Genomic DNA, 24751 nt, shown 5'->3' on the forward strand with positions numbered 1-24751 from the left:
GGAGGGGCCACTTCCGGTGTCTCGACGCGCGCGAGCCAGCCCGCGGTCAGCCCGCGGTCAGCCCGCGGTCAGCCCGCGAACGGGCCGCGGAAGGCGAGCTCGGCGAACCGCTCGCCCATCAGCAGCTGGGTCTCGGCGTCGGGGTGCAGGTCGTCGGGCAGGGGACGCAGCCGGTGGTCGGCGACGCCGTACATCTCCCGGCCGTCCAGGTAGGCCAGGTGCGGGTCGTCGACGGCCCGCTCGGCGACGATGCGGGCCAGCTCGGCGCGGATCACCTGCAGGGTGAGCCTGCCGGGGGTGGGGTCGGCCGGGTCACCCACGGCGACGAACCGCAGCCGGCCCTCGGCCATCTGAGAGAAGTCCGGCGCCGACGGGCCGGGCGTGTGCTCGTGGGTCGGGCAGAGGATCGGCGAGACGACCAGCAGCGGCGTGATCGGGTGGCCCTCGCGGATCGTGTCGAGGAACCCGTGCACCGCGGGCCCGAACGCGCGCAGCCGCATCAGGTCCTGGTTGACCACGTTGATCCCGAGCTTGACGCTGATCAGGTCGGCCGGGGTGTCGCGCATGGTGCGGGCGGTGAACGGGTCGAGCAGGGCGCTGCCCGCCAGCCCGAGGTTGACCAGCTCGACCCCCGCCATCCGGGCGGCCACCGCCGGCCAGGTGCCGGTCGGGTGCGTCGCGGCCGAGCCGTGGCTGATCGAGCTGCCGTGGTGGAGCCAAGTGCGGCGGCCGCGGTCGGGCAGCGGTGCGACCGGGGCGTCGGCGCGCAGCCCGACCAGCGTCACGCCCTCGTCGTACGGCAGCCAGATCTCGACGTCCTTCTCGCCGGCCGGCAGGTCCTCGAACCGCGCGGTGCCGGCCGGTCCCGGCCGGAGCTCGGCAGCGCCGGTGGTGAGGTCGATGATCCAGGTCTCGCCGCCGGGCGGGCTGGCCCAGGCGACCAGCTCGCCGTCGGCCACCAGGTCGAACCGGCCCGCGGCCCGCAGCGGCGCGCCGACGTACTCGCGCCGGGTGGCGAGCGCGTCGATCTCGATGACGGTCGCCGCGGTGCGCATCGACAGCCGCACCCCCGAGGGCTGGCTCTCGGCCATCGCCAGCTGGGGGTCGGGGCACTGGGCGCGCGCCCAGGCCGGCAGCCGGTGCGGCACCAGCCCGCGGGCGGTGCGCTCGAGCTCGATGGCGCCGTGGACGAGGTCGTCGGTGATCGGCACGGTGATCGTGGCGGGGGTCGGGACGGGGTCGAGGGTCATGCCCAGCTCCTCAGCATCAGGTCGAGGGTGTCGAGGACCCGCTCCCAGCTCACCTGCGGGTCGGGCTCGCTGTGGTCGAAGGCCCCAGCGAGCTCGAGGCTGACGAAGCCGTGGAAGGTGCTGCCCATCAGGCGGACGGCGTGGGTCTGGTCGGGTCCGGTCAGGTCGTAGCCGCGCAGCACCGCACGCGCCATCTGCGCGTGGCGCACGCCGGCGCTGCCGGCCGCCGTCTCGGGGTCGAGGGGGTGCCGCGCGGCGGCGTACCGGCCCGGGTGCTCGCGGGCGTAGTCGCGGTAGGTGTCGCCGAGCGCGGCCAGCGCTGCGCGCCCGGACCGGCCGGCCAGGGCATCCGCCCCGCGGTCGGCCAGCTCCTCCAGCGCGAGGAGCGCGATCCGGCGGCGGAGGTCGTCGGTGCTGCGCAGGTGTGAGTAGAGGCTCGGCACGGACACGTCGAACCGGCGGGCCAGCGCCGACACCGTGACGTGCTCGAACCCCACCTCGTCGGCGAGCTCGGCGCCCGCACGGGCGAGGAGCTCGGGGGTGAGTCCGGCGCGCGGCATAGAGCCATTATGCAAAAACCTACAAGCATTAGGAAATCCGCCTCCCGCGTCTGGCAGACTCCGGCGCCATGTCCTTCGTGCTCGTCGACCGGCCGGACCCGGCGGTCGCCGTCGTCACCTTGCACCGGCCCGAGCGGATGAACGCGATGGCGTACGACGTCATGGTGCCCTTCCGCGACGCGCTGCTCGAGGTGGGGCAGGACAACGCGGTACGCGCAGTGGTCGTCACCGGTGCGGGGGCCGGGTTCTGCTCGGGCGCCGACCAGGAGTCGGCCGGCGTCCCTCCGGGTGTCGACGGCCTCGCCCGCCCGACCTACGCACTGCGGGCGATGGAGGCCCTGGAGGAGGTCGTGCTGACGATCCGCCGGCTGCACCAGCCGGTCATCGCGGCCGTCAACGGCGCCGCGATCGGGGGTGGCCTGTGCCTGGCGCTCGCCTGCGACCTGCGGCTCGCCGCGCCCGCGGCGTACTTCCGTGCGGCGGGCATCAACAACGGCCTGACCGCCAGCGAGCTCGGCCTCTCGTTCCTGCTGCCGCGCGCGGTCGGCTCGACCCGCGCCGCCGACATCATGCTGACCGGTCGCGACGTCGGAGCGGAGGAGGCCGAGCGGATCGGGCTCGTCTCGGCGGTGCACGACGACGTGGTCGGCGCGGCGGTCGACGTGGGGCGCCGGATCGCCGGGTTCTCCCAGCCGGGCGTCGAGCTCACCAAGAAGTCGCTGCACGCCGGCCAGGCGGCCACCTCCCTGGAGACCTACCTGTCGTCGGAGGGGATCGGCCAGCTCTACCTGCGGCTGCTGACCGGCAACTTCGAGGAGGCCACGCTGGCCCGGCGCGAGGGGCGCGCGCCGCGGTTCACCGACGACCGGTGAGGGGCCCTCGGCGCCGGTCCGTCACCCGACGTCGCCGTCCACGTACACCCACCGTCCGGCGCGCCGCTCGAAGCGGCTGCGCTCGTGCAGCTCCCCGGCCACGCCGCCACGCTCGAACGCGGCGCGGAACTCGACCCAGTCCTCCCCGGCGCCGACCACGGTCAGCCCGGTCCAGGTGAGCCCGGGGTCAGGCGCGGGGTCGGGCGCGAGGTCGGGCGCGAGGTCGGGCGCGAGGTCGGCGGGGCGGGTGCGGGGGTGCCAGGTGCGGAAGACGTACGACGTGTCGCCCACGGCGTACGCCGCGTAGCGCGCCCGCATCAGCTCCTCGGCGGTCGCCGCCTGCGCGGCACCGCGGTGCAGCCGGCCGCAGCAGGCGTCGTACGTCGCGCCCGAGCCGCACGGGCAGGGCTGTTGCAGGGGCACGGTGGGAGCCTACGGGTGGGGGTGGGCGGTGCACGTTTCCCCGGTCGACCGGGGAAACGTGCAGACACGCCGGAGCGACACGGCGTGTCCTGCACCGTTCCCCTGACGACCCCCGGTGCCAGGCACCTAACCGGAGACCTACCCCGCTTGTTGGCGGGCTGAGTAGCGTGGAGGCGTGACCGCACCCGCCATCAGCACGGTCGGGGAGCTGCGTGCCTCCGGCCACGTCCAGAAGTCGCTGCGCCAGGAGGTGCGCGACAACCTGCTCGCCGCCCTCCGGGAGGGCCGGGACCCGTGGCCCGGCCTCCATGGCTTCGAGGACACCGTCATCCCGCAGCTCGAGCGGGCCCTCATCGCCGGCCACGACGTGGTCCTGCTCGGCGAGCGCGGCCAGGGCAAGACCCGCCTGCTGCGCACCCTGGTCGGGCTGCTCGACGAGTGGACGCCGGTGATCTCCGGCTCCGAGCTCGGCGAGCACCCCTACGAGCCGATCACCCACACCTCGCAGGCGGCCGCCGCGGCGTACGGCGACGACCTGCGCGTCTCCTGGCGGCACCGCTCCGAGCGCTACTCCGAGAAGCTCGCCACCCCCGACACGAGCGTCGCCGACCTGATCGGCGACGTCGATCCCATGAAGGTCGCGGAGGGCCGCTCACTGGGGGACCCGGAGACCATCCACTTCGGCCTGATCCCGCGCAGCCACCGCGGCATCGTCGCGATCAACGAGCTGCCCGACCTCGCCGAGCGGATCCAGGTCGCGATGCTCAACGTGATGGAGGAGCGCGACATCCAGATCCGCGGCTACGTGCTGCGGCTGCCGCTCGACGTGCTCGTCGTCGCGAGCGCCAACCCCGAGGACTACACCAACCGCGGGCGGATCATCACCCCGCTCAAGGACCGCTTCGGCGCCGAGATCCGCACCCACTACCCGACCGAGCTCGACGACGAGGTCGCCGTGATCCGGCAGGAGGCCGACCTGGTCGCCGACGTGCCCGACCCGCTGATCGAGATCCTGGCCCGCTTCACCCGCCAGCTGCGCGAGTCCAGCGCCGTCGACCAGCGCTCCGGCGTCTCGGCCCGCTTCGCGATCGCCGGCGCCGAGACGATTGCGGCCGCCGCGCTCCACCGCGCAACCGTCCAGGGCGAGCCCGAGGCGGTCGCCCGGCCGGTCGACCTCGAGACCGCCGTCGACGTCCTTGGCGGCAAGATCGAGTTCGAGTCCGGCGAGGAGGGCCGCGAGGCCGAGGTGCTCACCCACCTCCTGCGCACCGCGACGGCCGAGACCGTGCGCAGCCACTTCCGCGGCATCGACTTCGGCCTGCTCGTGCAGGCGATCGAGAACGGAGCCATGGTGACCACCGGCGAGCGCGTGACCGCCCGCGACTTCCTCACCGGCCTGCCGCGGCTCGGCGAGTCCGAGCTGTACGACGAGGTGTGCGACCGCCTCGGCGCCAGCAACGACGGGCAGCGGGCCGGTGCCATCGAGCTCGCGCTCGAAGGCCTCTACCTGGCGCGCAGGATCGGCAAGGACTCCGACGGCGCCGAGACGGTCTACGGGTAGCAGTCATGAAGGACCGCACCCGCTTCAAGCGCTACGAGGGCGGCGACCCGCTGGCCCCGCCGGTCGACCTCGCCGAGGCGCTGGACGCCATCGGCGAGGACGTGATGGCGGGCTACTCGCCCGAGCGCGCGATGCGCGAGTTCCTGCGCCGCGGCGGCCGGGACCAGACCGGCCTGGACGACCTGGCCCGACGGGTCGCCGAGCGGCGCCGGGAGCTGGCCCAGCGGCACCACCTCGACGGCACGCTCCAGGAGGTCCGCGAGCTCCTCGACCACGCGCTGCTGGAGGAGCGCAAGCAGCTGGCCCGCGACGCGATGATGGACGACGGCGACCGGGCGTTCCGCGAGATGCAGCTGGAGAACCTCCCCGCGAGCACGGCCGCGGCCGTGAACGAGCTGTCGTCGTACGACTGGCAGAGCCGGGAGGCCCGGGAGGACTACGAGAGGATCAAGGACCTGCTCGGCCGCGAGCTGCTCGACCAGCGGTTCGCCGGGATGAAGCAGGCGCTGGAGAACGCCACCGACGCCGACCGGGCCGCGGTCAACGAGATGCTCACGGACCTCAACGAGCTGCTCGACAAGCACGGCAGCGGCGAGGACACCCAGGAGGACTTCGACGAGTTCATGCGCAAGCACGGGGACTTCTTCCCGGAGAACCCGTCGACCATCGACGAGCTCCTCGACTCCCTCGCGCAGCGCGCCGCGGCCGCCCAGCGGATGCTGAACTCGATGACGCCCGAGCAGCGCCAGGAACTGATGGAGCTCTCGCAGCAGGCGTTCGGCTCGCCGGAGCTGATGGAGCAGCTCGCCCAGATGGACGCCAACCTGCGGGCGCTGCGTCCCGGTGAGGACTGGGGCGGGTCGGAGCAGATGTCCGGTGAGGAGGGCCTCGGCCTCGGCGACGGCACCGGCGTCTTCCAGGACCTCGCCGAGCTGGACGCGCTCTCCGAGCAGCTGTCGCAGTCGTACGGCGGCGCGCGGATGGACGACCTCGACCTCGACGCGCTCGCCCGCCAGCTGGGGGAGCAGGCCGCCGTCGACGCGCGGACCCTCCAGCGGCTCGAGCAGGCGCTGCGCGACACCGGCTACCTCAAGCGGGACAGCACCGGGCAGTACCGCCTCTCGCCGAAGGCGATGCGTCAGCTCGGCAAGGCCCTGCTGCGCGACGTCGCCGAGCGGATGTCCGGTCGGCAGGGTCAGCGGGAGCTCCAGCGAGCGGGTGCAGCGGGCGACCTGTCCGGCGCCACCCGCGAGTGGGCGTTCGGCGACACCGAGCCCTGGCACGTGCCGCGCACCATGCTCAACGGCGTCGTGCGCCGGGCCGGCGACCCCAGCGGTCCACTGCTCTCGATCGACGACGTCGAGGTCCAGGAGACCGAGGCCCGCACCCAGGCGGCGGTCGCCCTGCTGGTCGACACGTCCTTCTCGATGGCGATGGACGGCCGCTGGGTCCCGATGAAGCGCACCGCGCTGGCGCTGCACACCTTGATCCGGTCGCGGTTCCGCGGCGACCACCTGCAGCTGATCGGCTTCGGCCGGCACGCCGAGGTGATGGAGATCGAGCAGCTCACCGCGCTCGACGCGATGTGGGACAAGGGGACCAACCTCCACCACGCGCTGCTGCTCGCCAACCGGCACTTCCGCAAGCACCCCAACGCCCAGCCGGTGCTGCTGGTGGTCACCGACGGCGAGCCGACCTCGCACCTCGAGCCCGACGGGGAGGTCTACTTCTCCTACCCGCCGCACCCCCTGACCGTTGCGTACGCCGTGCGCGAGCTCGACAACGCCGGGCGGCTCGGCGCCCAGACGACGTTCTTCCGGCTCGGCGAGGACCCGGGTCTGGCGCGGTTCATCGACCAGATGGCGCGTCGCGTCGACGGTCGGGTGGTCGCCCCGGAGCTGGACGACCTCGGCGCCGCCGTGGTCGGCTCCTACCTCGGCTCCCGCGGCCGCTCCCCCTGGGGTGGCGGCGGCTACGGCGACTGGTTCGGCGGCGCCGGCCGGGGGTTCTGGGTCGGCGACTGATATGTGAGGGCCTGCTGTCAAGTGGCAGGTCGAAGTGCCGCCCGGGTCGCAGCGTGGGTGAGTGTCCCGTCGTGCTCGCTTGCTCGCGGTCGGTCGGCTCAAGTGCGGGTCGGCCTGCTCAGGCGGACGGTTCTGGAAGGGTCGCCAGGGACCAGCACCACCCGGCGAGCTCACGGGCGATGGCGGTGTTGGACACGGTCGTGGGCTTCTTGCGTGCGTCCAGGCTGCGCCAGCGGCGGTGCAGGCGCAGATTCCCGGCGTGGCCGCGTGCGGCGGCGGTGCCCGGGGCGAGCTCCCAGCGTTCCCGCATGGTCGGGCCGACCCGGTAGGTCGGGCGGTGGTGCCAGGCGGCTTCGATCAGCAGCCGGCGGGCGTGGGTGTTGCCGGCTTTGGTGATCGGGCCCTGCCGGCGTGATTCGCCGCTGGAGTGCTCGCTGGGGACCAGGCCGAGGTAGGCGCCGATGCTCGCGCCGGTGAACCGGTCCCAGTCGCCGATCTCGACTGCCAGGCCGAGTGCTGTCAGGGTCGAAACTCCGCGCAGGCAGCCCAGCCGGCGCACGACCGGGGTGAACTCGGAGTCCGCGGCCAACGCGGCGATCGCGGCGTCGAGGCGGTCACGGCGGGTCAGCGTCAGCTGCACCGTCTCGTAGTCGGCGTCGAACGCTGCCCGGGTCCCGCCGCGTCCAGGACCCTCGAACCGGATCGAGCGCAGCCAGTTGTCGTGGACGGTGGTCCAGGCTTTGCCGCCGTAGTAGACGTGCCCGTAGCGCAGCAACAACTTGGACAGTCGTTGCCGGGCACGGGTCAGGTCGCAGCGGGCGTCCTCGCGTGCGCGGACCAGGTCGCGGGCTGCTTCCTGCTCGATCGTGGGCACCCGGACGGTGACCAGCTCGCCGATGCGCAGCAGCCGAGCCAGCAGCAAGGCGTCGCGGGCGTCGGTCTTGACGTGGTCACCGGCCGGACGTGCCAGCTTCGAGGGAGCCACGACCTCGCAGCGGATGCCGGCATCGCGAACCGCTCGGCACAGACCGAAGCCGGTGGGTCCGGCCTCGTAGGCCACCGCGACCGGTTCGGGAAGGCTGCGCAGCCACTCGATCACAACTCCGGGGTCGGGGACGAGCTTCTGTTGGATCAGCTCGCCGGTCCGGTCATCGATACCGGCCGCCACGACCGATCGTGCGTGCACATCCAGACCAACACTCGTACGCTCAGTGAACACCGGGGCCTCCCACACATGTCGGATAGGCCGGGCAGGGGACTCTGCTCGGCAACCCACGAATGTGTGCGGTGAGGCCCCGGCCCGTAACCACCCGAAACGGGCGGTCCGTCATACCGTCTGACGGGCCGCGGGACCTCCGGCCCTGGGCCCGGGTCGGACCCCGGGACACGCTGGAGCCGTGGAACCCTCGGTGCGCCTGTCCTGGCTGCCGCTGGGCGCAGGCGGCCGGTCGGTGCGCCTGAACGGCCGGCTCTTCGAGTGGGTCGTCGCCCGCTGCCAGCACCGGCCTCCGCGCGACCTCTACCACGCCGCGCTGCAGCTCGAGGACGGCGAGGAGAGGTACGTCGTGGAGATGGCACCCGCCTGGGACCGCCTGGCCGAGCAGCGGGGCGTCGTGCGCACCGGCCCCGTGGGCCTGCGCGTGCTCGGGCGGCTGGTGTGGTTCCGCTACGAGGTGCGGCTGTGGCGTGACGGCGTCATCCCGGACCTCGCCGAGGCGGTGGGACCGGACCTCTCCCTGCCGACCGACGCCCAGCGGGTCGCCCGCCTGATGACGGCTGCTCCCGGGGTGCCGCCCCTGACCTGGGGGCGGGACGAGCTGGGCCTCGGTGAGATGTGGAACTCCAACTCCCTGGTCGCCTGGCTGCTGGCGGTCAGCGGCCACGACGTCGACACCGTGTCGCCGCCGGAGGGCGGACGGGCGCCCGGCTGGGGCGCCGGGATCACCCTCGCCGCTCGTCAGAGGTCGCCCTGACCGTCCGCGCCCACCGGCCCGACGTTCTCCTGCGGCCAGGCCGCGACTCTCCTAGGATCAGGCGTCCGGTCGAGTCTTGGGGGTCCGCGTGCGCCGTGCGGTGCTGGTCGTCTTGTGCTGGACCCTCGCCGCCGTCGGCCTCGCAGCGGTGGACGAGACGGCGTCCGCGGACGCCGTCACGCACCTCCCGCTCACCGGCTTCGCCGACATGGCCCCGGACGTGGACACCGGCCGTCTCTACGTCAGTGACGGCGAGAGTTCGGTCTACGTGCTGGACCTCGACGGCTCCGTCGTCGGTGAGCTCCACGGGCTTCCGGTGGCAGGGGACCTCGTCCTGTCGCCGGACCACGAGACCCTGTGGGTGGGTGGCGTTCGCTGGGAGAACGGGATCGTCGCGGTCGAGGTCGACGACCTGTCGTGGACGGCCTACACCGACGGCGTCGGCTGCGCCACGGACCTCGCCGTCGTCGAGGGGAAGGTGTGGTTCGCGCGCGGGTGCACCTACGACGGTGTCGGTGTGCTGGACCCGGCGGACGGTGCGGTCGCCCCGGCCACCTTGCCCGACCTCCCGGGGTGGTTCGGCGCTACCACCTTTGCGAGCGACCCGGCCGTCCCTGGTGCGCTGTTCGTGGGCACCAGCTACCAGGACGAGCAGCTCCTGCGACGCTACGACGTCACCTGGGGTGAGGCACCGGTCGCGACTTTGGTTCGCACGGTGCGTGCGCCGGGCGCGGGCGACGGTGTGACCTTCAGCCAGCAGGGTCAGGTCGTCTCGACTCCGGGGACGGACTTCCGGACCGCGAACCTCAGGGTCGTCGAGCGCTGGGCCTCCTCGTGGGGCAACGTCGCGGTGAGCCCGTCGGGCATGAGGGCGACGGGTGCCGAGATGGTCCTGATGTGGGAGCCCGGGAACCCGAACCCGTTCGCGTCGTGGCACTACGACGTGCGCCCCGGTGGTCTGGTCTGGGTGGGTGAGCAGCTGAAGGCGATCGCCCGGACCTCCCATGGCTCCTGGGTGCTGCGGTCGATCTCGGTGCACGCGACACCGCGGCTCGACATCGACGTGCGCGGTACTCCGCGCGCGTACGGGACACCGGTGGTCATCTCTGTCTTCCTGCAGTTCGCGCCCCCGCACGCCGAGGTGGTCGCATACGCCGAGGACCTCACCGGCGCGCGCCGTCGCCTCACCAGCGGCCTGCTGGACGACGATCAGCGGGTCCAGCTCACCTTCCCCCTCGAGAGAACGGGTCGGGTCGTCGTGGTCTTCGCCGGCGACGAGGGGCACGACGCGGTGGAGAAGGCGGTGCGGCTGGAGTCGACGGTCGGGATCACCGCCACGACGCGCGGGTATCGCTCCCGCGACGGGAAGACCTACGTGTTCGGTGTCTCCGACCGAGCCGTCGTCACCTACCACGTGAAGCCGAACCACGCCGGCGACTGCATGGGCGCAGCGCTCTACTACCAAGGCCAATGGCTCGTGGGAGAGGGCGGACGTGGTCCGGTGCCTCCGGCTCGACTCGGCGAGCTCAGCACGGGTCGTCCTGCGAGGACGGCCCGGACTGGCCGGCGTCCCGCTGTTCATCGGCTCCGGGATGGAGCGCACGACGACGAGCGAGTCGACCATCGGTCCTGGCACCTACCTGCGCTTCGGGTCGGCGCGGGGCCGGTGACGGCGCGGATGTGACGACGCGGGACTCGTCAGTCGGGATAGCCAGCCATCGGGCTGCGGCGCCAGTGGGCGCACGGGCGGGTGTTGGTGCGGCGCACCCCCGCGCACGGTGGCATCCGCTCCGGCCGCTCGAGCTCGTCGGTGTGCACGTCGCGCACGAGCACCTCCCGCACCGGCGTGTAGGCCTTCCGCAGGACCATGCAGTCGCACCGCACGGCCTGCGCACGGAACCGCTTCTCGAGCGCCGTGGCCGTCGGCGACCGCAGGTCGCGGAACCGGACGGCCCACAGCAGCGAGTGGTCGCAGCCGTGCTCGGCCACCATCCGGTCGACGAAGCACACCAGGCACTCGCCGGGCTGCGGCTCCTGCTCCACGACGGCGCGTAGGTAGTGCTCGACCTGGTCGGCAACGGTCATCTCACCCATGGCTGGTGTCTACTCCCGGCCACCGACAAGCAGGGTCGTGTGCCTGGCACCGACCTCTGGGTCGGTCTCAGGCACACCAGCTCCTCGACGCCGTCGACCAGTCGGGTCCCCGGACGGGCCCAGGAGGCGTTCGCGTCGACCGGGTGCACGGGGACCCCGGAGGGAAGGACGTCGGAGGCGACCAGCTGGTCGGCGAGGCGCTGCGCGCCGGTCAGGTCGTAGCCGCACGGGGCGACCACCACGACGTCGGGTCGGGCCTCGTGCACCGACTCCCACAGCACCCGCTCCGAGCGCGCTCCCGGCTTGCCCAGCAGGCAGTCGCCGCCGGCGGCCTCGACCATCTCGGGCACCCAGTGACCCGGGGCGTACGGCGGGTCGGTCCACTCCAGCAGCATCACCCGCGGCCGCTCCCGGCCGGCGACGCGCGCCCGCACCGCCTCAAGCCGGCCGCGCTGGGCGGCGACCAGCGCGGTCGCCTCGGCCTCGCGACCCGTCGCCCGACCGAGCACCTCGATCGACGCGAACACCTCGTCGAGCGTGTGCGGGTCGATGGTCAGCACGTCCGCCCGGCAGCCGAGGTAGGACAGCGCGTCGTCGACCACCGAGACGTCGACGGCGCACACGGCACACAGGTCCTGGGTGACGACCAGGTCGGCGTCGAGCTCGGCGAGCGCGTCGGCCGCCAGGTGGTAGAGGTCCTCCCCGCGCGCGACCGCGCCGACGACGTACGCGTCGATCTCCGCGGGCGTCAGGCCCTCGGGCATCGCCGAGGTCGACACGATCCGCCGCTCGCGGGCCTCCGGCGGGAAGTCGCACTCGAAGGTCACGCCGACCACGTCCTCGCCCGCGCCGATGGCGAAGAGGATCTCGGTGGTGGAGGGGAGCAGCGACACGATCCGCACGACTGCGACCCTAGGCGGTCTCGATACGCTCGCTGCGCTCGCACTCGACCACCGAGGACGCCGATGGACGACCCCTCCGCGACCGTGCTGGCCCTCCTCGGGCTCGCGGCGCTGTCGGCCGGGTTCGTGGACGCGGTGGTCGGGGGCGGCGGACTGATCCAGCTCCCGGCGCTGCTGCTGGGGATACCGACGGCGGCGCCCGTCGAGATCCTGGCCACCAACAAGGTCGCCTCGATCTGCGGCACCAGCGTGAGCGCGTCGACGTACTACCGCCGGATCCGTCCCGACCCCCGCACGTTCGGCCCGCTCATGGCTCTGGCCTTCCTCGGGTCGGCGGCCGGTGCGGCGGTCGCGAGCCACGTCCCCCGCGACGTGTTCGAGCCGATCGTGCTGGTGGTGCTCGTCGTCGTCGGCGGCTACGTGCTCCTGCGGCCGGACATCGGCGAGCAGACCGCGCTGCGGTTCCGGGGTCGCCGGCACCTCGCGGCGGCCATGGCGACCGGGCTGGTGATCGGCTTCTACGACGGCGCCCTGGGTCCCGGGACCGGCAGCTTCCTCGTCTTCGCGCTCGTCGGGCTGATGGGCTACAGCTTCCTCGAAGCCTCGGCCAAGGCCCGGCTCGCTAACTGGGCGACCAACCTGGCGGCGATCCTCGTGTTCGCCAGCCAGGGCGCCATCGTCTGGTACGTCGCGCTCGTCATGGGCGCGTGCAACATCGTGGGCGGCTACGTCGGCGCTCGGACCGCCGTGCACCACGGCACCCGCTTCGTCCGGGTGTTCTTCATCGTGGTGGTCTCGGCGTTCATCGTGCGGATCGGCGGGGAGGTGCTCGGCCTGTGGTCGTGAGCTCCTACCTGACGATCGCGCGGGACGCCGGGGGCGAGGTCGAGGTCAAGCGCTCGCGCTTCCTCTGCACGCTGCGCCGGGTCGAGGACGAGACCGCCGCCCGCGCGGTCGTCGACGCGCTGCGCCGCGAGCACTGGGACGCGCGCCACCACTGCTCGGCGATGCGCCTGCACGCCGACGCGGTCGAGCGCTCCTCCGACGACGGCGAGCCCGCCGGCACGGCGGGTGCGCCGATGCTCGAGGTCCTCCGGGGCCAGGCAGGAGAGGGGGTCAGCGACGTGGTCGCGGTCGTCACGCGGTGGTTCGGCGGCACCCTGCTGGGAGCCGGCGGCCTGGTGCGGGCGTACGGCGACGCGGTGCGTGCCGCCCTCGACGAGGCCGGCACGCTACGCCGCACCCTGGTCCGCGAGCACCTCCTCGCCCTCGACCCCGCCGACGCGGGCCGGGTCGAGGGCGAGCTGCGAGCCCGGGGCACCACCGTGCTGGGCGCCGACTGGTCGGACCGCGTGGTGCTGCGGCTCGCCGTCCCGCCCGCCGACGAGGACCGTCTGGCGGCCCTCGTCGCCGAGCTGACCGCGGGCACGGCGGAAACCCGGGTGGCGGGTCAGGCGTGGGTGGATACCCTCCAGCCATGAGCGTCCCCGTCGAGATCGCCGACATCCCGGACCGGCTCGCCGAGCTCGGCCGCGGCTACCTGCTGACCTCCCGCGACGGGCTGGTCAAGGCGGTCTCGGTGCGCGCGACGTGGGAGGACGGCACGCTCGTCGTGGCGAAGCCGGGGCCCGGGTCACTGCGCAACGTCGCCGCCAACCCGCGCGTCACGCTGCTCTTCCCACCCCTCGTCGACCCGGGCATGACCCTGCTCGTCGACGGGACCGCCACGGGCGAGGGCGACGACGTCCGCATCACGCCGACCAGCGCGATCCTCCACCGGCCGACGCCGTGACGACCAGTCCGTTCTGGGTCAGCGCCTTCCTCGACTTCGCCCCGGGCGGGTTCGAGCGTGGCGTGGCGTTCTGGCGCGACGTCACCGGGTACGCCGTCTCGGAGCGGCGCGGCCGCGACGGGGAGTTCGCCACGCTGGTGCCCCCCGACGGTGACGACTACCTGCGGGTGCAGGCGCTGGCGGAGGGGCCGGGCCGGTTGCACCTCGACCTGCACGTCGACAACCCGACGTACGCCGCCGAGGCCGCCATCGAGCTCGGCGGCCATGTGCTGGTCCGCCACGAGGCCGGGTACGTCGTCCTCCGCTCGCCGGGCGGGTTCGTCTTCTGCTTCGTCGCACACCCCGCACAGCGCACGCCGGGCCCGGCGACCTGGCCCGACGGCACCCGGTCGCGGGTCGACCAGGTGTGCCTCGACCTGCCGCCCGCGTCGTACGACGCGGAGGTGGCGTTCTGGCGGACCCTGACCGGCTGGGAGCACGAGACGTCGGTGTCACCGGAGTTCGCGCGGCTGCACCCGCCCGCCGACCAGCCGCTGCGCTGGCTGCTCCAGCGGCTCGACGACCCGGCACCGGCGCCGGTGACCGCCCACCTGGACCTCGCGTGCGACGACCGCGAGGCGGAGGCCGCGCGCCACCTGGGGATCGGGGCGACCGTCGTGCGCCGCCACGAGCACTGGATCGTGATGGCGGACCCGGTCGGCACGACCTACTGCATCACCCGGAGGAAGCCGTGACCGACCGCACCGACCCGCCGCAGCAGGGTGACGAGACCACCCAGCTGCTGGCGTTCCTGCAGTACCACCGCGACACCCTGCGTCGGAAGGCCGGCGGCCTGGACGCGGCCCAGCTCGACACGGCGCTGCCGCCGTCGGACATGACCCTGGGCGGCATGGTCAAGCACCTCGCGCTGGTCGAGCACTGGTGGATCCGCCGGGTCTTCCTGGGCGAGGACTTCGCCGAGCCGTGGGCGTCGGTCGACTGGGACGCCGACTGGGACTGGGACTGGCACAGCGCCCGCGACGACACGCCCGAGATGATCTGGGCGCTCTACGACGCGACGCTCGCCGACGTCGACGGTGTGCTGGCCGGCGCCGACCCCGAGGCGCTGTCGGCCCGCCCGAACCGGCGCACCGGTGAGCCGATGAACCTGCGGTGGATCCTGCTGCACCTGGTCGAGGAGTACGCCCGCCACAACGGCCACGCCGACCTGATCCGGCAGTCGATCGACGGCCAGGTCGGGGAGTGACAACGTCGTCGGGTGGCGGGTCCGTGCGTTGCCGTCACAGGTTCACCACGGGATGCAGGTGAAGCCGCACCCCCCACGGTGAGCCCGCCGTGGGAGGTGCAGGTTCGGCAACAGACCATGGTGAACCTGTGGCCCCTCGGCCCCGGGGGTCGCGCGCGGCGTACCCCGTCGCAGCGCGGCCGAGCGTCGCCGTTCGCGCCCCGGCCCCTGCGAGGGACGTCGGTCACCCGACCCTGTGGCACGGGGGTGGTCCCGGTCCGTCGCGGCGTTGATCGGCGCGGACGACGACCTCTCGGGACGGCTACCGGACGGTCACCGTGAACGTGGTCCGCGCGTTCGCGATGGCGGCCGAGTCGGGGTCGCCCGTCACGCGCAGCTGCCGCAGACCCTTCGTCTGCAGGATCACCCGCAGGTCGTACTGGTCGCTGCGGTTGGTGTGCATCACCGCGCCGGTCAGCGGGACCCACTGGCCGTGACGCCACGTGCCGATGTGGATGGTGGCCGGCACCCGCACTCCCTCGGACCACACGGCGCCGCGGACGTGGAACGTCGCGGACGAGGCCGGACTCGTGGTGCTGGGGGTGGCGGTCACGTGGCTGGTGGCCAGCGTGGCCGCGGGTGCGGGTGGAGCGGCGACCAGGGCGGTGGCGGCGAGGGTGCCGATGACGGCGGTGGCCAGACGTGCCTGGCGGAGCTTCATGCTGTCCTCCCCATGTGCTGCGAGCGGGCCTGCCCGCGGGGGTGGCCCGCGTGAGACCTTCTCGACCCCATCGTGCGTCGGGCGGCGCCCCCGGGCAGGTGCCGAACGTCCCGCCGCGGGGGAGGACTTCGCGGCCGGGCCCGTGCTCCGGGTCACCGCACGCCGCCCGGACGGGCGAGCCCGTTCGGGCTCGCCCGTCGGCGTCCGTCCGCGCGGTCGGCGCCCCGTCCCCTGGTCCGTGAGGCTCAGTCCTCCGGGTCGGGTTGGGCGAACCCGGGCAGCGTCTCGGTGAGGATCTGCCGGAACGGCGCCTCGCACTCGAGCTGGCACAGCACCCCGAGGCCGGCCAGCCAGGTGCGGTGGATGAGCAGGTACGACGGCGGCAGGTTCAGCTTCATGCCGACCGTGAAGGTGGGGTCGCGCGGGTCGTTGACGCGCGCGAACTGGGTGCGCATCCACTCCCGGCTGAAGCGGAAGCGCTCGACCCTGGTGGGCTCCACGAACGGGCTGAGGTAGTCCAGCACCTGCCCGGCGTCGACGGTGACGCGGTCCTTGATGAACCCCTCGCGCCGCAACCCCTCGACGAGGACGTCGGGATCCTCCTCGGCGCCCGCCCGCAGCAGCCGCCCCATCGCCTCGGGGAGCCCGCGCTCGGGCAGTCGCGCCACGGCACCGAAGTCGAGGACACCCAGCCGGCCGGGCCTCCCGTCCGCGTCGGGGATCACGCGGTAGTTGCCGGGGTGCGGGTCGGCGTGCAGCATCCCGGTGCGGACCGGGCCGGAGAAGAGGAACCGCACGAACAGCTCGCCGTAGTGGTCGCGCTCCTCCTGGGTGCCGTCGGCGATCACCGACGCGATCGACGCGGGGCTCTCGAGCCACTCGGTCACCAGCACGGTCCGGCCGACCGCGACCACGTCGGGGACGACGATGTCGGGGTCGTCGCGGAAGGCCTCCGCGAACGCCCGCTGCGCCTCGGCCTCGAGGTGGTAGTCGAGCTCGTCGGCGGCACGGGCCTGCAGCTCGGCGACCAGCGGCTTGAGGTCGATCCCGGGGACGAGGGGAGCGGCGGTCCGCGCGAGCAGGGAGAGCTGGCGCAGGTCCGACATCAGGGCGTCGGCGGCCTCGGGGTACTGGACCTTGACCGCGACCTCGCGGCCGTCGACCCACCGACCCCGGTGGACCTGCCCGATCGACGCTGCCGCGGTCGGGCCGCCGTCGAGCCAGACCAGCCGCTCGGACCAGTCGGGACCGAGCTCGTCGGCCAGGATGTCGCGGACCGTCTGGGTCGGCATCGGGGGCGCCGCGTCCTGCAACCGGGTGAGGTGCTCGCGGTAGGGGCCGGCCATCTCCTCGGGGAACGCCGACTCGAGGACCGACAGCATCTGGCCCATCTTCATCGCCCCGCCCTTGAGCTCGCCCAGGGTGCGGAACAGCTGCTCGGCGGTGCGCTGCTGGATCTCGGTCATCACCGCCTCGGCGGGCTTGCCGCCGATCCGCTTCCCGAGGCCGATCGCGCTGCGTCCGGCGTACCCCAGCGGCAGCGCGGCCAGCCTGGCGGTCCGCCTCACCGCCTTGCGGGGCACGTCCGTCACGACTCCATTGTGGCGGGTCGCTCCCAACGCGGGCGCGGGGCGGTCAGCGCGGGCCCGGCCAGCCGAACCGGTGCCGACCGGGCGCGACCTCCTCGGTGCTGCCGTCGCCGAGCCGGACGCGTGCGGTGGCCCCGGGTGGCACGACCACGTCGAGCAGCACCCGCTGGTCCGTCCCCGCACCCTCGAGCCTCCACGAGCTCGACGCGGTGCCGTACGGCGTCCGCAGCGTCGCCGATGCGTGGGTCAGTCCACCACCGACGGTCGGCCGGACGTCGATCACCCGGTAGCCCGGCTCGGCAGGAGCAAGCCCGGCGACGTGCTCGACGAGGAAGCCGGCGACGGTCCCGAACGCGTAGTGGTTGTGCGAGGCCTCCCCGTGCCCGTCGGCCCGGTAGCCCTCCCAGGTCTCCCACACGGTGGTGGCACCGCGCTCGACCTGGTGCAGCCAGGACGGGCTGGTCGTCTGCAGGAGGAGGCGGTACGCGACGTCGGCGCGCCCAGCCTCCGCGAGCACGGGGAGCAGGAGCGGGGTGGCGAGGAAGCCCGTGCCGACGTGGTCGCCCGCCGCCTCCACGAGCTCGACCAGCCGGTCGATCGCGGCCGGCTGCTCAGCCGGGTCGAGGAGCCCGAAGGCGACGGCCCGGACGTAGTCCTCCTGCCGGTCCAGGCCGACGGTGCCGTCGGCGTGGAGGAACGCCGCTCGCCAAGCAGCGCGGACGTCGTCGGCGAGGTCGGCGTACCTCTGCGCGTCGCCGTTCCGGCCGAGGAGCGACGCGACCTGCGACAGCCGCCGCGACGAGTGCTCGAGGTAGGCGGTCGCCACCACCGCGCGCGAGCGCAGCAGCGAGTCGGCCATCGAGCGGACGAAGCCCTCGCCGGGTCGCAGCCACTCGCCCCAGTGGTAGCCGGTGTCGACGAGGAACCGCTCGACGTCGCGGCGCCGGGTCCCGCGCAGCCGGCGCTGCAGGCTCCTCCTCGACGCGGCCCGGCGCGCGAGCTGGTCCACCCACTTCGTCATCGTCGGGTAGGCGTCGTGGAGGACCCGGGTGTCGCCGTAGTACCGGTGGAGCGTCCACGGCAGCAGCACCGTGACGTCGCCCCAGCCGGCGGAGGTCCGGGTGAACCGGGAGAGCCGGGCGAGTCCTCCGGAGAACGTCGACGACTCGGCCGGGACGACCGCCGGGACGGTGCCGTCCGTGAGCTGCTCCACGGAGAGGTTGCGCAGGTAGCGACGCAGGTAGGCCTGGGCGTCGACGTACGTGGTGGCCGTCGGCCCGAACACCTGGATGTCACCGGTCCACCCGGAGCGCTCCCGGGTCGGGCAGTCGGTAGGGGTGTCGACGAAGTTCGAGCGCAGGGACCACCCGACGTTGCGGTGCAGGCGGACCAGGCGCTCGTCGGAGCAGGTGAAGTCACCGGCGGTCGCCAGGTCCGACGAGAGGACGACGCCGACGACGTCCTCGGGGTGGAGGTCGCGCTCGAGGCCGTCGACCTCGACGAACCGGAACCCGTGGATGGTGAACCACGGCTGCCACCAGACCTCCTCACCGGGCAGGGTGACGACGTCGCGCTGGTCCCACCGGCTGGTGGCGCCGACGTTGTGGATGTAGTCGACGTCGAGCTCGCCGTCGGGCCGGAGCAGCTCGCTGTGCCGCAGCCGGACCGTCGAGCCCCGGGGGCCGTCGAGCCGGATCCGCACGACGCCGGCGACGTTCTGCCCGAGGTCGACCACCTGCCGGCCCGACGCGGTCCGGGTGACCGCGACCGCCGGCAGCGTCGCGACCTGCCGGACGCGTCCGGTCTCCTCGGCCACCAGGCGCCGCGGGTGGCGGGGGAGGACCTCCGCGGGTGCGAACCGGGGCGGCGCCTCGGCTCCGGTGAGCCAGTCGTCGTCGGGCACGCGCAGGTCGGCCCGCTCACCGTGCTTGGGGTCCGAGACGACGATCCGACCCGTGCCGGCCTCCCACGAGCCGTCGGACCCGAACGTCAGCGAGGTTCCGTCGGCGAGGTCGACCTGCAGCTGGCACAGGGCGCCGAGCCGGTCCCCGTAGACAGCACGCCGGTTGCCGACGCCGTTGCGACCCCGGAACCGGCCGTCGCCGACGGCCATCGCCAGCACGTTGGATCCGGACCGGAGGACGTCGGTGACGTCGTGGACCTGGTACTCGACGTAGGAGTCGAACGGCGTCCAGCGCGGCACCAGGGCGGGTCCGACCAGGTCGGTGCCGTTGACGAGGAACCGGTACCAGCCCAGTGCCGAGGTGTAGGCGCGGGCCCGGACGACCGCGCCGGGCACGTCCACGACGGTGCGCAGGTAGAGCGTGCGGAACTCCTCCGGTGAGGTGGGCGCCGGGCCGCTGACCCACCGGGCGGACCAGTCGGCCGGCTGCAGCAGGCCGGTCTCGAACGACGCCGGCTCGCTCCACGCCGACGGCGCGGCCACGTCCGGCACCCAGACGCGGGCCCGCCAGTGGTAGGTCGTGCCGGAGGTGAGGGGGCTGCCGCCGTACGCGTGCCCGAAGGGCCGCTCGCCCTCGACCCGGTCACTGTCCCAGACGACGTCCGTGCCCGCCCGCACCTCGACCTGCCACGCGACCTGTCCCGCGGGCACGGGCTCGCCCTCGGTGGGCAACCGCCAGGAGAGCTCGGGACGAGGGTCGTCGAGACCGAGCGGCTCGGTCCGGCACGCGGTGCGCAGGTCGACGGGCGCAGGAGGCGCGAGGGGCGCGGTCACGACCCGGAGGCTAGAAGGGCCGCGCCGATCGGTCGCGCCGGACCAGACCGCTCACCCCGCCATCAGCCGCGGCCGAGCCGTGGGTTGAACCGGCGGACCTCCCGGGGGGACCCGCAGTCGAGGTACTGGGTCACCGATCAGCACGGGTCGTGTGCCTCACACCGACATGTAGGTAGGTCTGAGGCACACGACCCGACACCGGTCCGCTGGACGAGACCGCGGCCCCCACGTCGAACGACGCAGGGCCCACCTGTGGAGGTCAGGCGGTCTCGGGGAAGCGAACGCCGGTGTTGGCGTGGCAGCGGTAGCCGAAGGGGTTCTTGGCCAGGTACTGCTGGTGGTGGTCCTCGGCGTAGAAGTACGGGGTCTCGGACGCGGGCCGGATCTCGGTGGTGATCTCGCCGAGCCGGCGGCGCGCCAGCTCGTCGCCGTAGACCTTGGTCAGCTCGCGGGCGGTCTGCTCCTGCTCGGGCGTGGTCCAGTAGATCGCCGAGCGGTACTGGGTGCCGACGTCGTTGCCCTGGCGGAAGCCCTGGGTCGGGTCGTGCACCTCGAAGAAGGTCTTCACCAGGTCCGCGTAGGAGACCCGGCTCGGGTCGAACACGATCCGGACCGCCTCGGTGTGGTTGGTCGCACCGGAGCAGACCTCCTCGTAGGTCGGGTTCGGCGTCGTGCCGCCGGCGTACCCGACCGAGGTCGACCAGACCCCGGGGACCTGCCAGTAGATCTCCTCCGCGCCCCAGAAGCAGCCGAGCCCGAAGATCGCCACCTCGTGGCCGTCGGGGACCTCGTCGGTCACGACGGGGGTCCCCAGGACGACGTGGCGGTCGGCGAGCGCGAACCGGCGCTCGTCCCGGCCGGGGAGCGTCTGCTCGGGGGCGACCAGCTGAGCCTTGCGACTGAGGAACACGGGCGTCTCCTTCGACGAAGTGGGTGCATCTCGTCCAACACCGGGCGGCCTCGAAGCGTTCCCGCAGGCATCGATCGGGCGCAGCCGGGTACCCGCTCCGGACCAGGCGATGTGGGACGAGAGGCGAGGACGTTGGATTCGGGACCGGAACCATCCCGGGATGCGGCGTCCCTCCAGGGCGCGCTGCTGCCCCTCGGGACGCCGATCCACCCGGACGTGGAGCTCGTGGCCAGTGCCGTGGTGCACGACGACCAGCACGCGGGAGGTGACTGGTTCGACACGCTCCCGGTCGGCGACGGGGCGCTGGCCCTGGTCACCGGTGACGTCGTCGGCCACGGCCGTGCCGCGCTGGCCGCGGCCGGCCAGCTGCGGGCGGCGGTGCTGCTCGCAGTCTCCGAGGACGACGACCCGGGCCGGGTCCTCACCCGCGTCGCCCGCTACGCGGCGACCGTGCCCGAGGTGCGCGGGGCGAGCATCTGCCTGGCGGTGGTCGACGCCGGCGGCCGGTCCCTCCGGTACGCCGCCGCCGGCTACCCGCCTCCGGTCGTGGTGTCCCCCTCCGGCACGCTCGCGGCGCTCCCGACGACCGGGGACGGCCGGCTGGGCTGCACGGAGACCTACGGGACCCGGCGGGCCACGCTCGACGTGCAGGAGGTCCTGCTGCTCGCCTCCGACGGCTTCCAGCTGCCGGCCGGCATGGCCCCGGTCACCCAGCCGCGGGGCGACATCGCCCGGTGGGTCGACGACCTGCTCCACCAGGTCGCGGGGGCCACGGGTCTGGTCGATGACGCGGTCGTGGTCGCCGTCCGCCGACGCGCGCCGCAGCCTGCCCTGACGCTGCGCTACCCGGCGCTGCCGGACACCGTCGGGGTCGTCCGCCACGAGCTCGCGGCCTGGCTCGGACGGGCCGGGGTCGAGCCGATCGACGCCTCGGCGCTGGTGCAGGCGGTCTCGGAGCTCACCAGCAACTGCGTCGAGCACGCCTTTCCGCCCGGGACCGACCACCGGCGGACCGAGGTGAGCGTCACCTGTCGGCTGACCGAGGGCTGCGTGGTCGTCCTTGACGTGCGGGACAACGGACGGTGGCAGCCACCCCGACCCCGGACCGAGCGCGGGCGCGGGCTCTACCTGTCCCGGGCCTTCGTCGACGACCTGCGGATCGACACGGGGCCCGGCGGTACCCGGTGCCGGGTGCGGCACCGGCCCTTCCGGTCCACCGGTGTCCTCGGCGCGTCGCCCGTTCCACACGCCCGGGTCGTCGCCGGGCGCGAGTTCGGCCTCGACGTGACCGACGGGCACGTCCACGTCCGGGGGGCCGTCGACCCGCCGGCCGCCGACGAGCTCCGGCTGGTGCTCGGACGGATCTCGGCGGCCGGCACCCGGGCGGCCACCGTCGACCTCGACGACGTGACGCTGCTGTGCAGCGCCGCGGTCGAGGTGCTCAGCTCGGCCCGCTCCGGGGCGTACGGCGAGGCGCCGCTGGAGATCCTCGCCGAGACCGGCACCACCGCCGACCGCGTGCTCACCTGGGCGGGCGTCCAGCACGGGCACCAGGAGCCGTCCCGCTAGCCGCCGCCACTGGTCTCCACGCTGGCCGTCCCCACTAGCCTCGGTCCCATGAGCACCCACGACCAGGACCAGGCGTCCAAGGGCGGGTTCGAGACGCGTGCGATCCACGCCGGCTACGAGCCCGACCTCGCGACCGGCGCGGTGATCCCGCCCATCTACGCCACCAGCACCTACAAGCAGGACGGCGTCGGCGGGCTGCGCGGCGGCTACGAGTACAGCCGGTCCGCCAACCCAACCCGCACCGCCCTGGAGGGCAACATCGCGGCGCTCGAGGAGGGGGAGCGCGGGTTCGCGTTCGCCTCCGGCCTCGCGGCCGAGGACACGCTGGTCCGCGCGCTGTGCCGCCCGGGTGACCACGTGGTCATCCCCGACGACGCCTACGGCGGCACCTTCCGGCTCTTCGACAAGGTGGAGCAGGTGTGGGGGCTGGCGCACAGCCCGGCACCGGTCTCGGACGTCGAGGCCGTCGCCGCGGCGGTCCGGCCCGGTGAGACGAAGCTCGTCTGGGTCGAGACGCCGACCAACCCGCTGCTCACCATCGGCGACATCGCGGCCCTGGCGACCGTCGCCCACGACGCGGGGGCGCTCCTGGTCGTCGACAACACGTTCGCGTCGCCGTACCTCCAGCAGCCGCTGACCCTCGGTGCCGACGTCGTCGTGCACTCCACGACCAAGTACTGCGGCGGCCACTCCGACGTGGTCGGAGGCGCGCTGGTCGTGCGCGACCTCGACATCGCCGAGCGGGTCACGTTCCACCAGAACGCGATGGGCGCGGTCGCCGGCCCGTTCGACTCCTGGCTGACGCTGCGGGGGCTGAAGACCCTGGCGCTGCGGATGGAGCGGCACTGCGACAACGCCGAGCGCGTGGTCGACTTCCTGACCAGTCACCCCCGGGTCGGCGAGGTGATCTACCCCGGGCTGGAGACCCACCCCGGCCACGAGGTCGCCCAGCGGCAGATGCGGCGCTTCGGCGGCATGGTGTCCTTCCGGGTCACCGGCGGGGAGTCCCACGCGCTGCAGGTGTGCGAGCGGGCGCGGATCTTCACGCTCGGCGAGTCGCTCGGCGGGGTCGAGTCCCTGATCGAGCATCCCGGCCGGATGACGCACGCGAGCGTCGCGGGCACCGACCTGGAGGTGCCGGCCGACCTGGTCCGCCTCAGCGTCGGCATCGAGACCGCCGACGACCTGGTCGCGGACCTGGAGCAAGCCCTCGATGGGTGAGGTCGCGGTGTGCGTGGACTTCGGGTCCACGTTCACCAAGGCCGCGCTGGTCGATCTCGCGGAGGGGGCCATCGTCGCGTCCGCGTCGCACCGCACGACGCTCCCCGAGACCGACGGCACCGGAGACGTCCTCGACGGGTACGACGCGTGCCGGGCCGCGCTGGTGGCCCAGGACGACCGCGCGGCCGGCGCACCGGTGCTGGCCTGCTCCAGCGCCGGCGGTGGGCTGCGCATCGCGGTGGTCGGCAACGAGGAGCTGGTCACCGCGGAGGCCGGCCGCCGTGTCGCCCTGTCCAGCGGTGGCAAGGTCGTCTCGGTGGTCGCCGTGGCGTCCGGCGGCGACCTGGACGACCTCGCCGCTCCCGACGTCGTGCTCCTCACCGGCGGCACGGACGGCGGCAACAGCGAAGTGCTGCTCGAATCGGCCCGTCGCCTGGTCGCGTCGGGCTGGCGGGGCCCGGTCGTCGTCGCGGGCAACGCGGCCGCGCAGGCCGAGGTGTCGGCGATCCTGCGCGAGGTGCCCCACGTCCTCGCGGACAACGTGGTCCCGCGCATCGGCGTGCTCGCGCCGGAGTCGGCCCGCGCGGCGATCCGGGAGGTGTTCCTGGCCCACGTCATCGGCGGCAAGCACCTGAGCAGCCGGAGCGACTTCACCGAGATGGTGCGCGGCGCGACGCCCGACGTCGTGCTCACCGGGGTCGAGCTGCTCGCCGAGGTCGCCGGCGACGTCGTGGTCGTCGACGTCGGCGGTGCCACCACCGACGTGCACTCCGTCGTGGACCTCGACCCCGACTCGGTCGGCCGCGAGGTCGTGGCCACCACCCGCGTCACCCGCACCGTCGAGGGCGACCTCGGCATGCGCTGGTCGGCCGTGACGACGGTGGCCGACCACCCCGAGCTGGCCGGGGCCGCCCAGCGCCGCCACGACGACCCGGGGTTCCTGCCCGCCGACGACGCCGAGGCGGACGTCGACGAGGCGGTCGCCCGCGCCGCCGTCGGCACGGCACTGCGCCGGCACGCCGGCCGCGCCAAGGTCGTGGTCGGGCCGGACGGCCGCGTCGTCGAGCGGACCGGCAAGGACCTGCGCGAGGTGGGGCTGCTCGTCGGCTCTGGCGGCGTCCTGCGCAACGGGCGCCCCGGCGTCGCCGAGCGGGTGCTCGGCGACAGCACCGGGGACCACCTCGACGGTGGGTGGCAGCTGCCGCGCCGACCGCGGGTGGTCGTGGACACCGACTACGTGCTCGCGGCGGCGGGCCTGCTGGCCGCCGACCATCCCGACGCCGCTCGCCGGCTGGTGGTGGGGTTGGCGCGACCCGCCGCGGGATAGC

23 protein-coding genes are annotated in these 24751 nt (G+C 73.7%); 13 read left to right on the plus strand and 10 right to left on the minus strand.

Going from position 1 to position 24751, the window contains the following annotated elements; genetic code table 11:
• Positions 1 to 68: 68 nt before the first annotated feature.
• Together ACILRH_RS22345 and ACILRH_RS22350 are read right to left on the minus strand one after the other, a co-directional pair.
• Positions 69 to 1250 carry a GDSL-type esterase/lipase family protein gene (locus ACILRH_RS22345; protein WP_395696282.1) on the minus strand — a complete coding sequence of 394 codons (1182 nt, stop codon included), beginning with the start codon at positions 1248 to 1250 and terminating at the stop codon, positions 69 to 71.
• Entirely contained in the window at positions 1247 to 1810 is a 564-nt protein-coding gene (locus tag ACILRH_RS22350) for a TetR/AcrR family transcriptional regulator (protein WP_395696283.1), read from the minus strand. Before ACILRH_RS22350 ends, ACILRH_RS22345 begins: the two co-directional genes overlap by 4 nt.
• A 68-nt stretch (positions 1811 to 1878) precedes the next feature.
• On the opposite strand from ACILRH_RS22350, the gene ACILRH_RS22355 reads away from it, so the two are divergent.
• Complete coding sequence (locus ACILRH_RS22355; RefSeq protein ID WP_395696284.1) at positions 1879 to 2682, plus strand: enoyl-CoA hydratase; 804 nt, start codon at positions 1879 to 1881, stop codon at positions 2680 to 2682.
• A gap of 21 nt (positions 2683 to 2703) precedes the next feature.
• Here ACILRH_RS22355 and ACILRH_RS22360 read toward each other — a convergent pair whose 3' ends face one another.
• The gene (locus tag ACILRH_RS22360) at positions 2704 to 3105 is read right to left on the minus strand and encodes a YchJ family protein (RefSeq protein WP_395696285.1); all 402 of its coding nucleotides are present in this window, start codon (positions 3103 to 3105) and stop codon (positions 2704 to 2706) included.
• 175 nt (positions 3106 to 3280) lie between these two features.
• Here ACILRH_RS22360 and ACILRH_RS22365 point away from each other — a divergent pair, with 175 nt between their 5' ends.
• Entirely contained in the window at positions 3281 to 4666 is a 1386-nt protein-coding gene (locus ACILRH_RS22365) for a magnesium chelatase (RefSeq protein ID WP_395696286.1), read from the plus strand.
• A 5-nt stretch (positions 4667 to 4671) separates the two neighbouring features.
• Positions 4672 to 6690, plus strand: a complete 2019-nt coding sequence (locus ACILRH_RS22370) for a VWA domain-containing protein (protein ID WP_395696287.1) — start codon at positions 4672 to 4674, stop codon at positions 6688 to 6690.
• Positions 6691 to 6808: 118 nt separating this feature from the next.
• On the opposite strand, the gene ACILRH_RS22375 is transcribed toward ACILRH_RS22370, so the two are convergent.
• Complete coding sequence (locus ACILRH_RS22375) at positions 6809 to 7924, minus strand: IS110 family transposase (protein ID WP_395696288.1); 1116 nt, start codon at positions 7922 to 7924, stop codon at positions 6809 to 6811.
• Between the two features lie 163 nt (positions 7925 to 8087).
• Between ACILRH_RS22375 and ACILRH_RS22380 the strand changes: the two genes are divergently transcribed.
• Both ACILRH_RS22380 and ACILRH_RS22385 read left to right on the plus strand, forming a co-directional pair.
• On the plus strand, positions 8088 to 8663 hold the full coding sequence (locus tag ACILRH_RS22380) for a hypothetical protein (RefSeq protein WP_395696289.1): 576 nt from the start codon (positions 8088 to 8090) through the stop codon (positions 8661 to 8663).
• An 88-nt stretch (positions 8664 to 8751) separates the two neighbouring features.
• Complete coding sequence (locus ACILRH_RS22385) at positions 8752 to 10347, plus strand: hypothetical protein (protein ID WP_395696290.1); 1596 nt, start codon at positions 8752 to 8754, stop codon at positions 10345 to 10347.
• A 14-nt stretch (positions 10348 to 10361) separates the two neighbouring features.
• Here the strand turns inward: ACILRH_RS22385 and ACILRH_RS22390 are convergent, their stop codons facing one another.
• Positions 10362 to 10757, minus strand: coding sequence for a DUF2695 domain-containing protein (locus ACILRH_RS22390; RefSeq protein ID WP_395696291.1), 396 nt, complete (start codon positions 10755 to 10757; stop codon positions 10362 to 10364).
• A complete protein-coding gene (locus ACILRH_RS22395) occupies positions 10745 to 11659 on the minus strand; it encodes an ABC transporter substrate-binding protein (RefSeq protein ID WP_395696292.1) in 915 nt (304 codons plus the stop codon). Before ACILRH_RS22395 ends, ACILRH_RS22390 begins: the two co-directional genes overlap by 13 nt.
• 63 nt (positions 11660 to 11722) lie before the next feature.
• On the opposite strand from ACILRH_RS22395, the gene ACILRH_RS22400 reads away from it, so the two are divergent.
• The 5 genes from ACILRH_RS22400 to ACILRH_RS22420 are packed head-to-tail and all read left to right on the plus strand — an operon-like array spanning position 11723 to position 14697.
• Positions 11723 to 12505 (plus strand): sulfite exporter TauE/SafE family protein, encoded by a 783-nt coding sequence (locus ACILRH_RS22400; RefSeq protein ID WP_395696293.1) that lies wholly within the window; start codon positions 11723 to 11725, stop codon positions 12503 to 12505.
• A complete protein-coding gene (locus ACILRH_RS22405; RefSeq protein ID WP_395696294.1) occupies positions 12502 to 13140 on the plus strand; it encodes an IMPACT family protein in 639 nt (212 codons plus the stop codon). Before ACILRH_RS22400 ends, ACILRH_RS22405 begins: the two co-directional genes overlap by 4 nt.
• Positions 13137 to 13451 carry a pyridoxamine 5'-phosphate oxidase family protein gene (locus tag ACILRH_RS22410; RefSeq protein ID WP_395696295.1) on the plus strand — a complete coding sequence of 105 codons (315 nt, stop codon included), beginning with the start codon at positions 13137 to 13139 and terminating at the stop codon, positions 13449 to 13451. The genes ACILRH_RS22405 and ACILRH_RS22410 overlap by 4 nt, the downstream gene beginning before the upstream one ends.
• Complete coding sequence (locus ACILRH_RS22415) at positions 13448 to 14185, plus strand: VOC family protein (RefSeq protein WP_395696296.1); 738 nt, start codon at positions 13448 to 13450, stop codon at positions 14183 to 14185. Before ACILRH_RS22410 ends, ACILRH_RS22415 begins: the two co-directional genes overlap by 4 nt.
• On the plus strand, positions 14182 to 14697 hold the full coding sequence (locus tag ACILRH_RS22420) for a DinB family protein (RefSeq protein ID WP_395696297.1): 516 nt from the start codon (positions 14182 to 14184) through the stop codon (positions 14695 to 14697). The genes ACILRH_RS22415 and ACILRH_RS22420 overlap by 4 nt, the downstream gene beginning before the upstream one ends.
• A gap of 301 nt (positions 14698 to 14998) precedes the next feature.
• On the opposite strand, the gene ACILRH_RS22425 is transcribed toward ACILRH_RS22420, so the two are convergent.
• The 4 genes from ACILRH_RS22425 to msrA all read right to left on the minus strand — a co-directional run bounded on the left by ACILRH_RS22425 (position 14999) and on the right by msrA (position 20633).
• Positions 14999 to 15397 (minus strand): hypothetical protein, encoded by a 399-nt coding sequence (locus ACILRH_RS22425; protein WP_395696298.1) that lies wholly within the window; start codon positions 15395 to 15397, stop codon positions 14999 to 15001.
• Between the two features lie 245 nt (positions 15398 to 15642).
• Positions 15643 to 16989 (minus strand): ABC1 kinase family protein, encoded by a 1347-nt coding sequence (locus tag ACILRH_RS22430; protein ID WP_395696299.1) that lies wholly within the window; start codon positions 16987 to 16989, stop codon positions 15643 to 15645.
• Positions 16990 to 17032: 43 nt separating this feature from the next.
• Positions 17033 to 19723, minus strand: a complete 2691-nt coding sequence (locus ACILRH_RS22435) for a family 78 glycoside hydrolase catalytic domain (RefSeq protein WP_395696300.1) — start codon at positions 19721 to 19723, stop codon at positions 17033 to 17035.
• Between the two features lie 259 nt (positions 19724 to 19982).
• Entirely contained in the window at positions 19983 to 20633 is a 651-nt protein-coding gene (gene msrA / locus ACILRH_RS22440; protein WP_395696301.1) for a peptide-methionine (S)-S-oxide reductase MsrA, read from the minus strand.
• Positions 20634 to 20765: 132 nt separating this feature from the next.
• Between msrA and ACILRH_RS22445 the strand changes: the two genes are divergently transcribed.
• Genes ACILRH_RS22445 through ACILRH_RS22455 form a run of 3 tightly spaced genes read left to right on the plus strand, consistent with a single transcriptional unit; the run spans position 20766 to position 24750 of the window.
• On the plus strand, positions 20766 to 22202 hold the full coding sequence (locus tag ACILRH_RS22445) for an ATP-binding protein (RefSeq protein WP_395696302.1): 1437 nt from the start codon (positions 20766 to 20768) through the stop codon (positions 22200 to 22202).
• Between the two features lie 48 nt (positions 22203 to 22250).
• Positions 22251 to 23423 carry a cystathionine gamma-synthase gene (locus ACILRH_RS22450; protein WP_395696303.1) on the plus strand — a complete coding sequence of 391 codons (1173 nt, stop codon included), beginning with the start codon at positions 22251 to 22253 and terminating at the stop codon, positions 23421 to 23423.
• Positions 23416 to 24750: a glutamate mutase L gene (locus tag ACILRH_RS22455; protein WP_395696304.1), complete on the plus strand. Its 1335-nt coding sequence runs from the start codon at positions 23416 to 23418 to the stop codon at positions 24748 to 24750. The genes ACILRH_RS22450 and ACILRH_RS22455 overlap by 8 nt, the downstream gene beginning before the upstream one ends.
• The last annotated feature ends 1 nt before the right edge of the window (position 24751 follow it).

Source organism: Nocardioides sp. (genome assembly GCF_044226765.1).
GTDB lineage: Bacteria > Actinomycetota > Actinomycetes > Propionibacteriales > Nocardioidaceae > Nocardioides.

Excerpts from the sequence above, each read along its gene's own strand:
- ACILRH_RS22390 (WP_395696291.1), bottom strand. The coding sequence starts at position 10,757 with ATGGGTGAGATGACCGTTGCCGACCAGGTCGAGCACTACCTACGCGCC.
- ACILRH_RS22425 (WP_395696298.1), bottom strand. The coding sequence starts at position 15,397 with ATGAAGCTCCGCCAGGCACGTCTGGCCACCGCCGTCATCGGCACCCTC.
- ACILRH_RS22455 (WP_395696304.1), top strand. The coding sequence starts at position 23,416 with ATGGGTGAGGTCGCGGTGTGCGTGGACTTCGGGTCCACGTTCACCAAG.
- ACILRH_RS22350 (WP_395696283.1), bottom strand. The coding sequence starts at position 1,810 with ATGCCGCGCGCCGGACTCACCCCCGAGCTCCTCGCCCGTGCGGGCGCC.
- ACILRH_RS22370 (WP_395696287.1), top strand. The coding sequence starts at position 4,672 with ATGAAGGACCGCACCCGCTTCAAGCGCTACGAGGGCGGCGACCCGCTG.
- ACILRH_RS22450 (WP_395696303.1), top strand. The coding sequence starts at position 22,251 with ATGAGCACCCACGACCAGGACCAGGCGTCCAAGGGCGGGTTCGAGACG.
- ACILRH_RS22345 (WP_395696282.1), bottom strand. The coding sequence starts at position 1,250 with ATGACCCTCGACCCCGTCCCGACCCCCGCCACGATCACCGTGCCGATC.
- ACILRH_RS22400 (WP_395696293.1), top strand. The coding sequence starts at position 11,723 with ATGGACGACCCCTCCGCGACCGTGCTGGCCCTCCTCGGGCTCGCGGCG.
- ACILRH_RS22410 (WP_395696295.1), top strand. The coding sequence starts at position 13,137 with ATGAGCGTCCCCGTCGAGATCGCCGACATCCCGGACCGGCTCGCCGAG.
- ACILRH_RS22355 (WP_395696284.1), top strand. The coding sequence starts at position 1,879 with ATGTCCTTCGTGCTCGTCGACCGGCCGGACCCGGCGGTCGCCGTCGTC.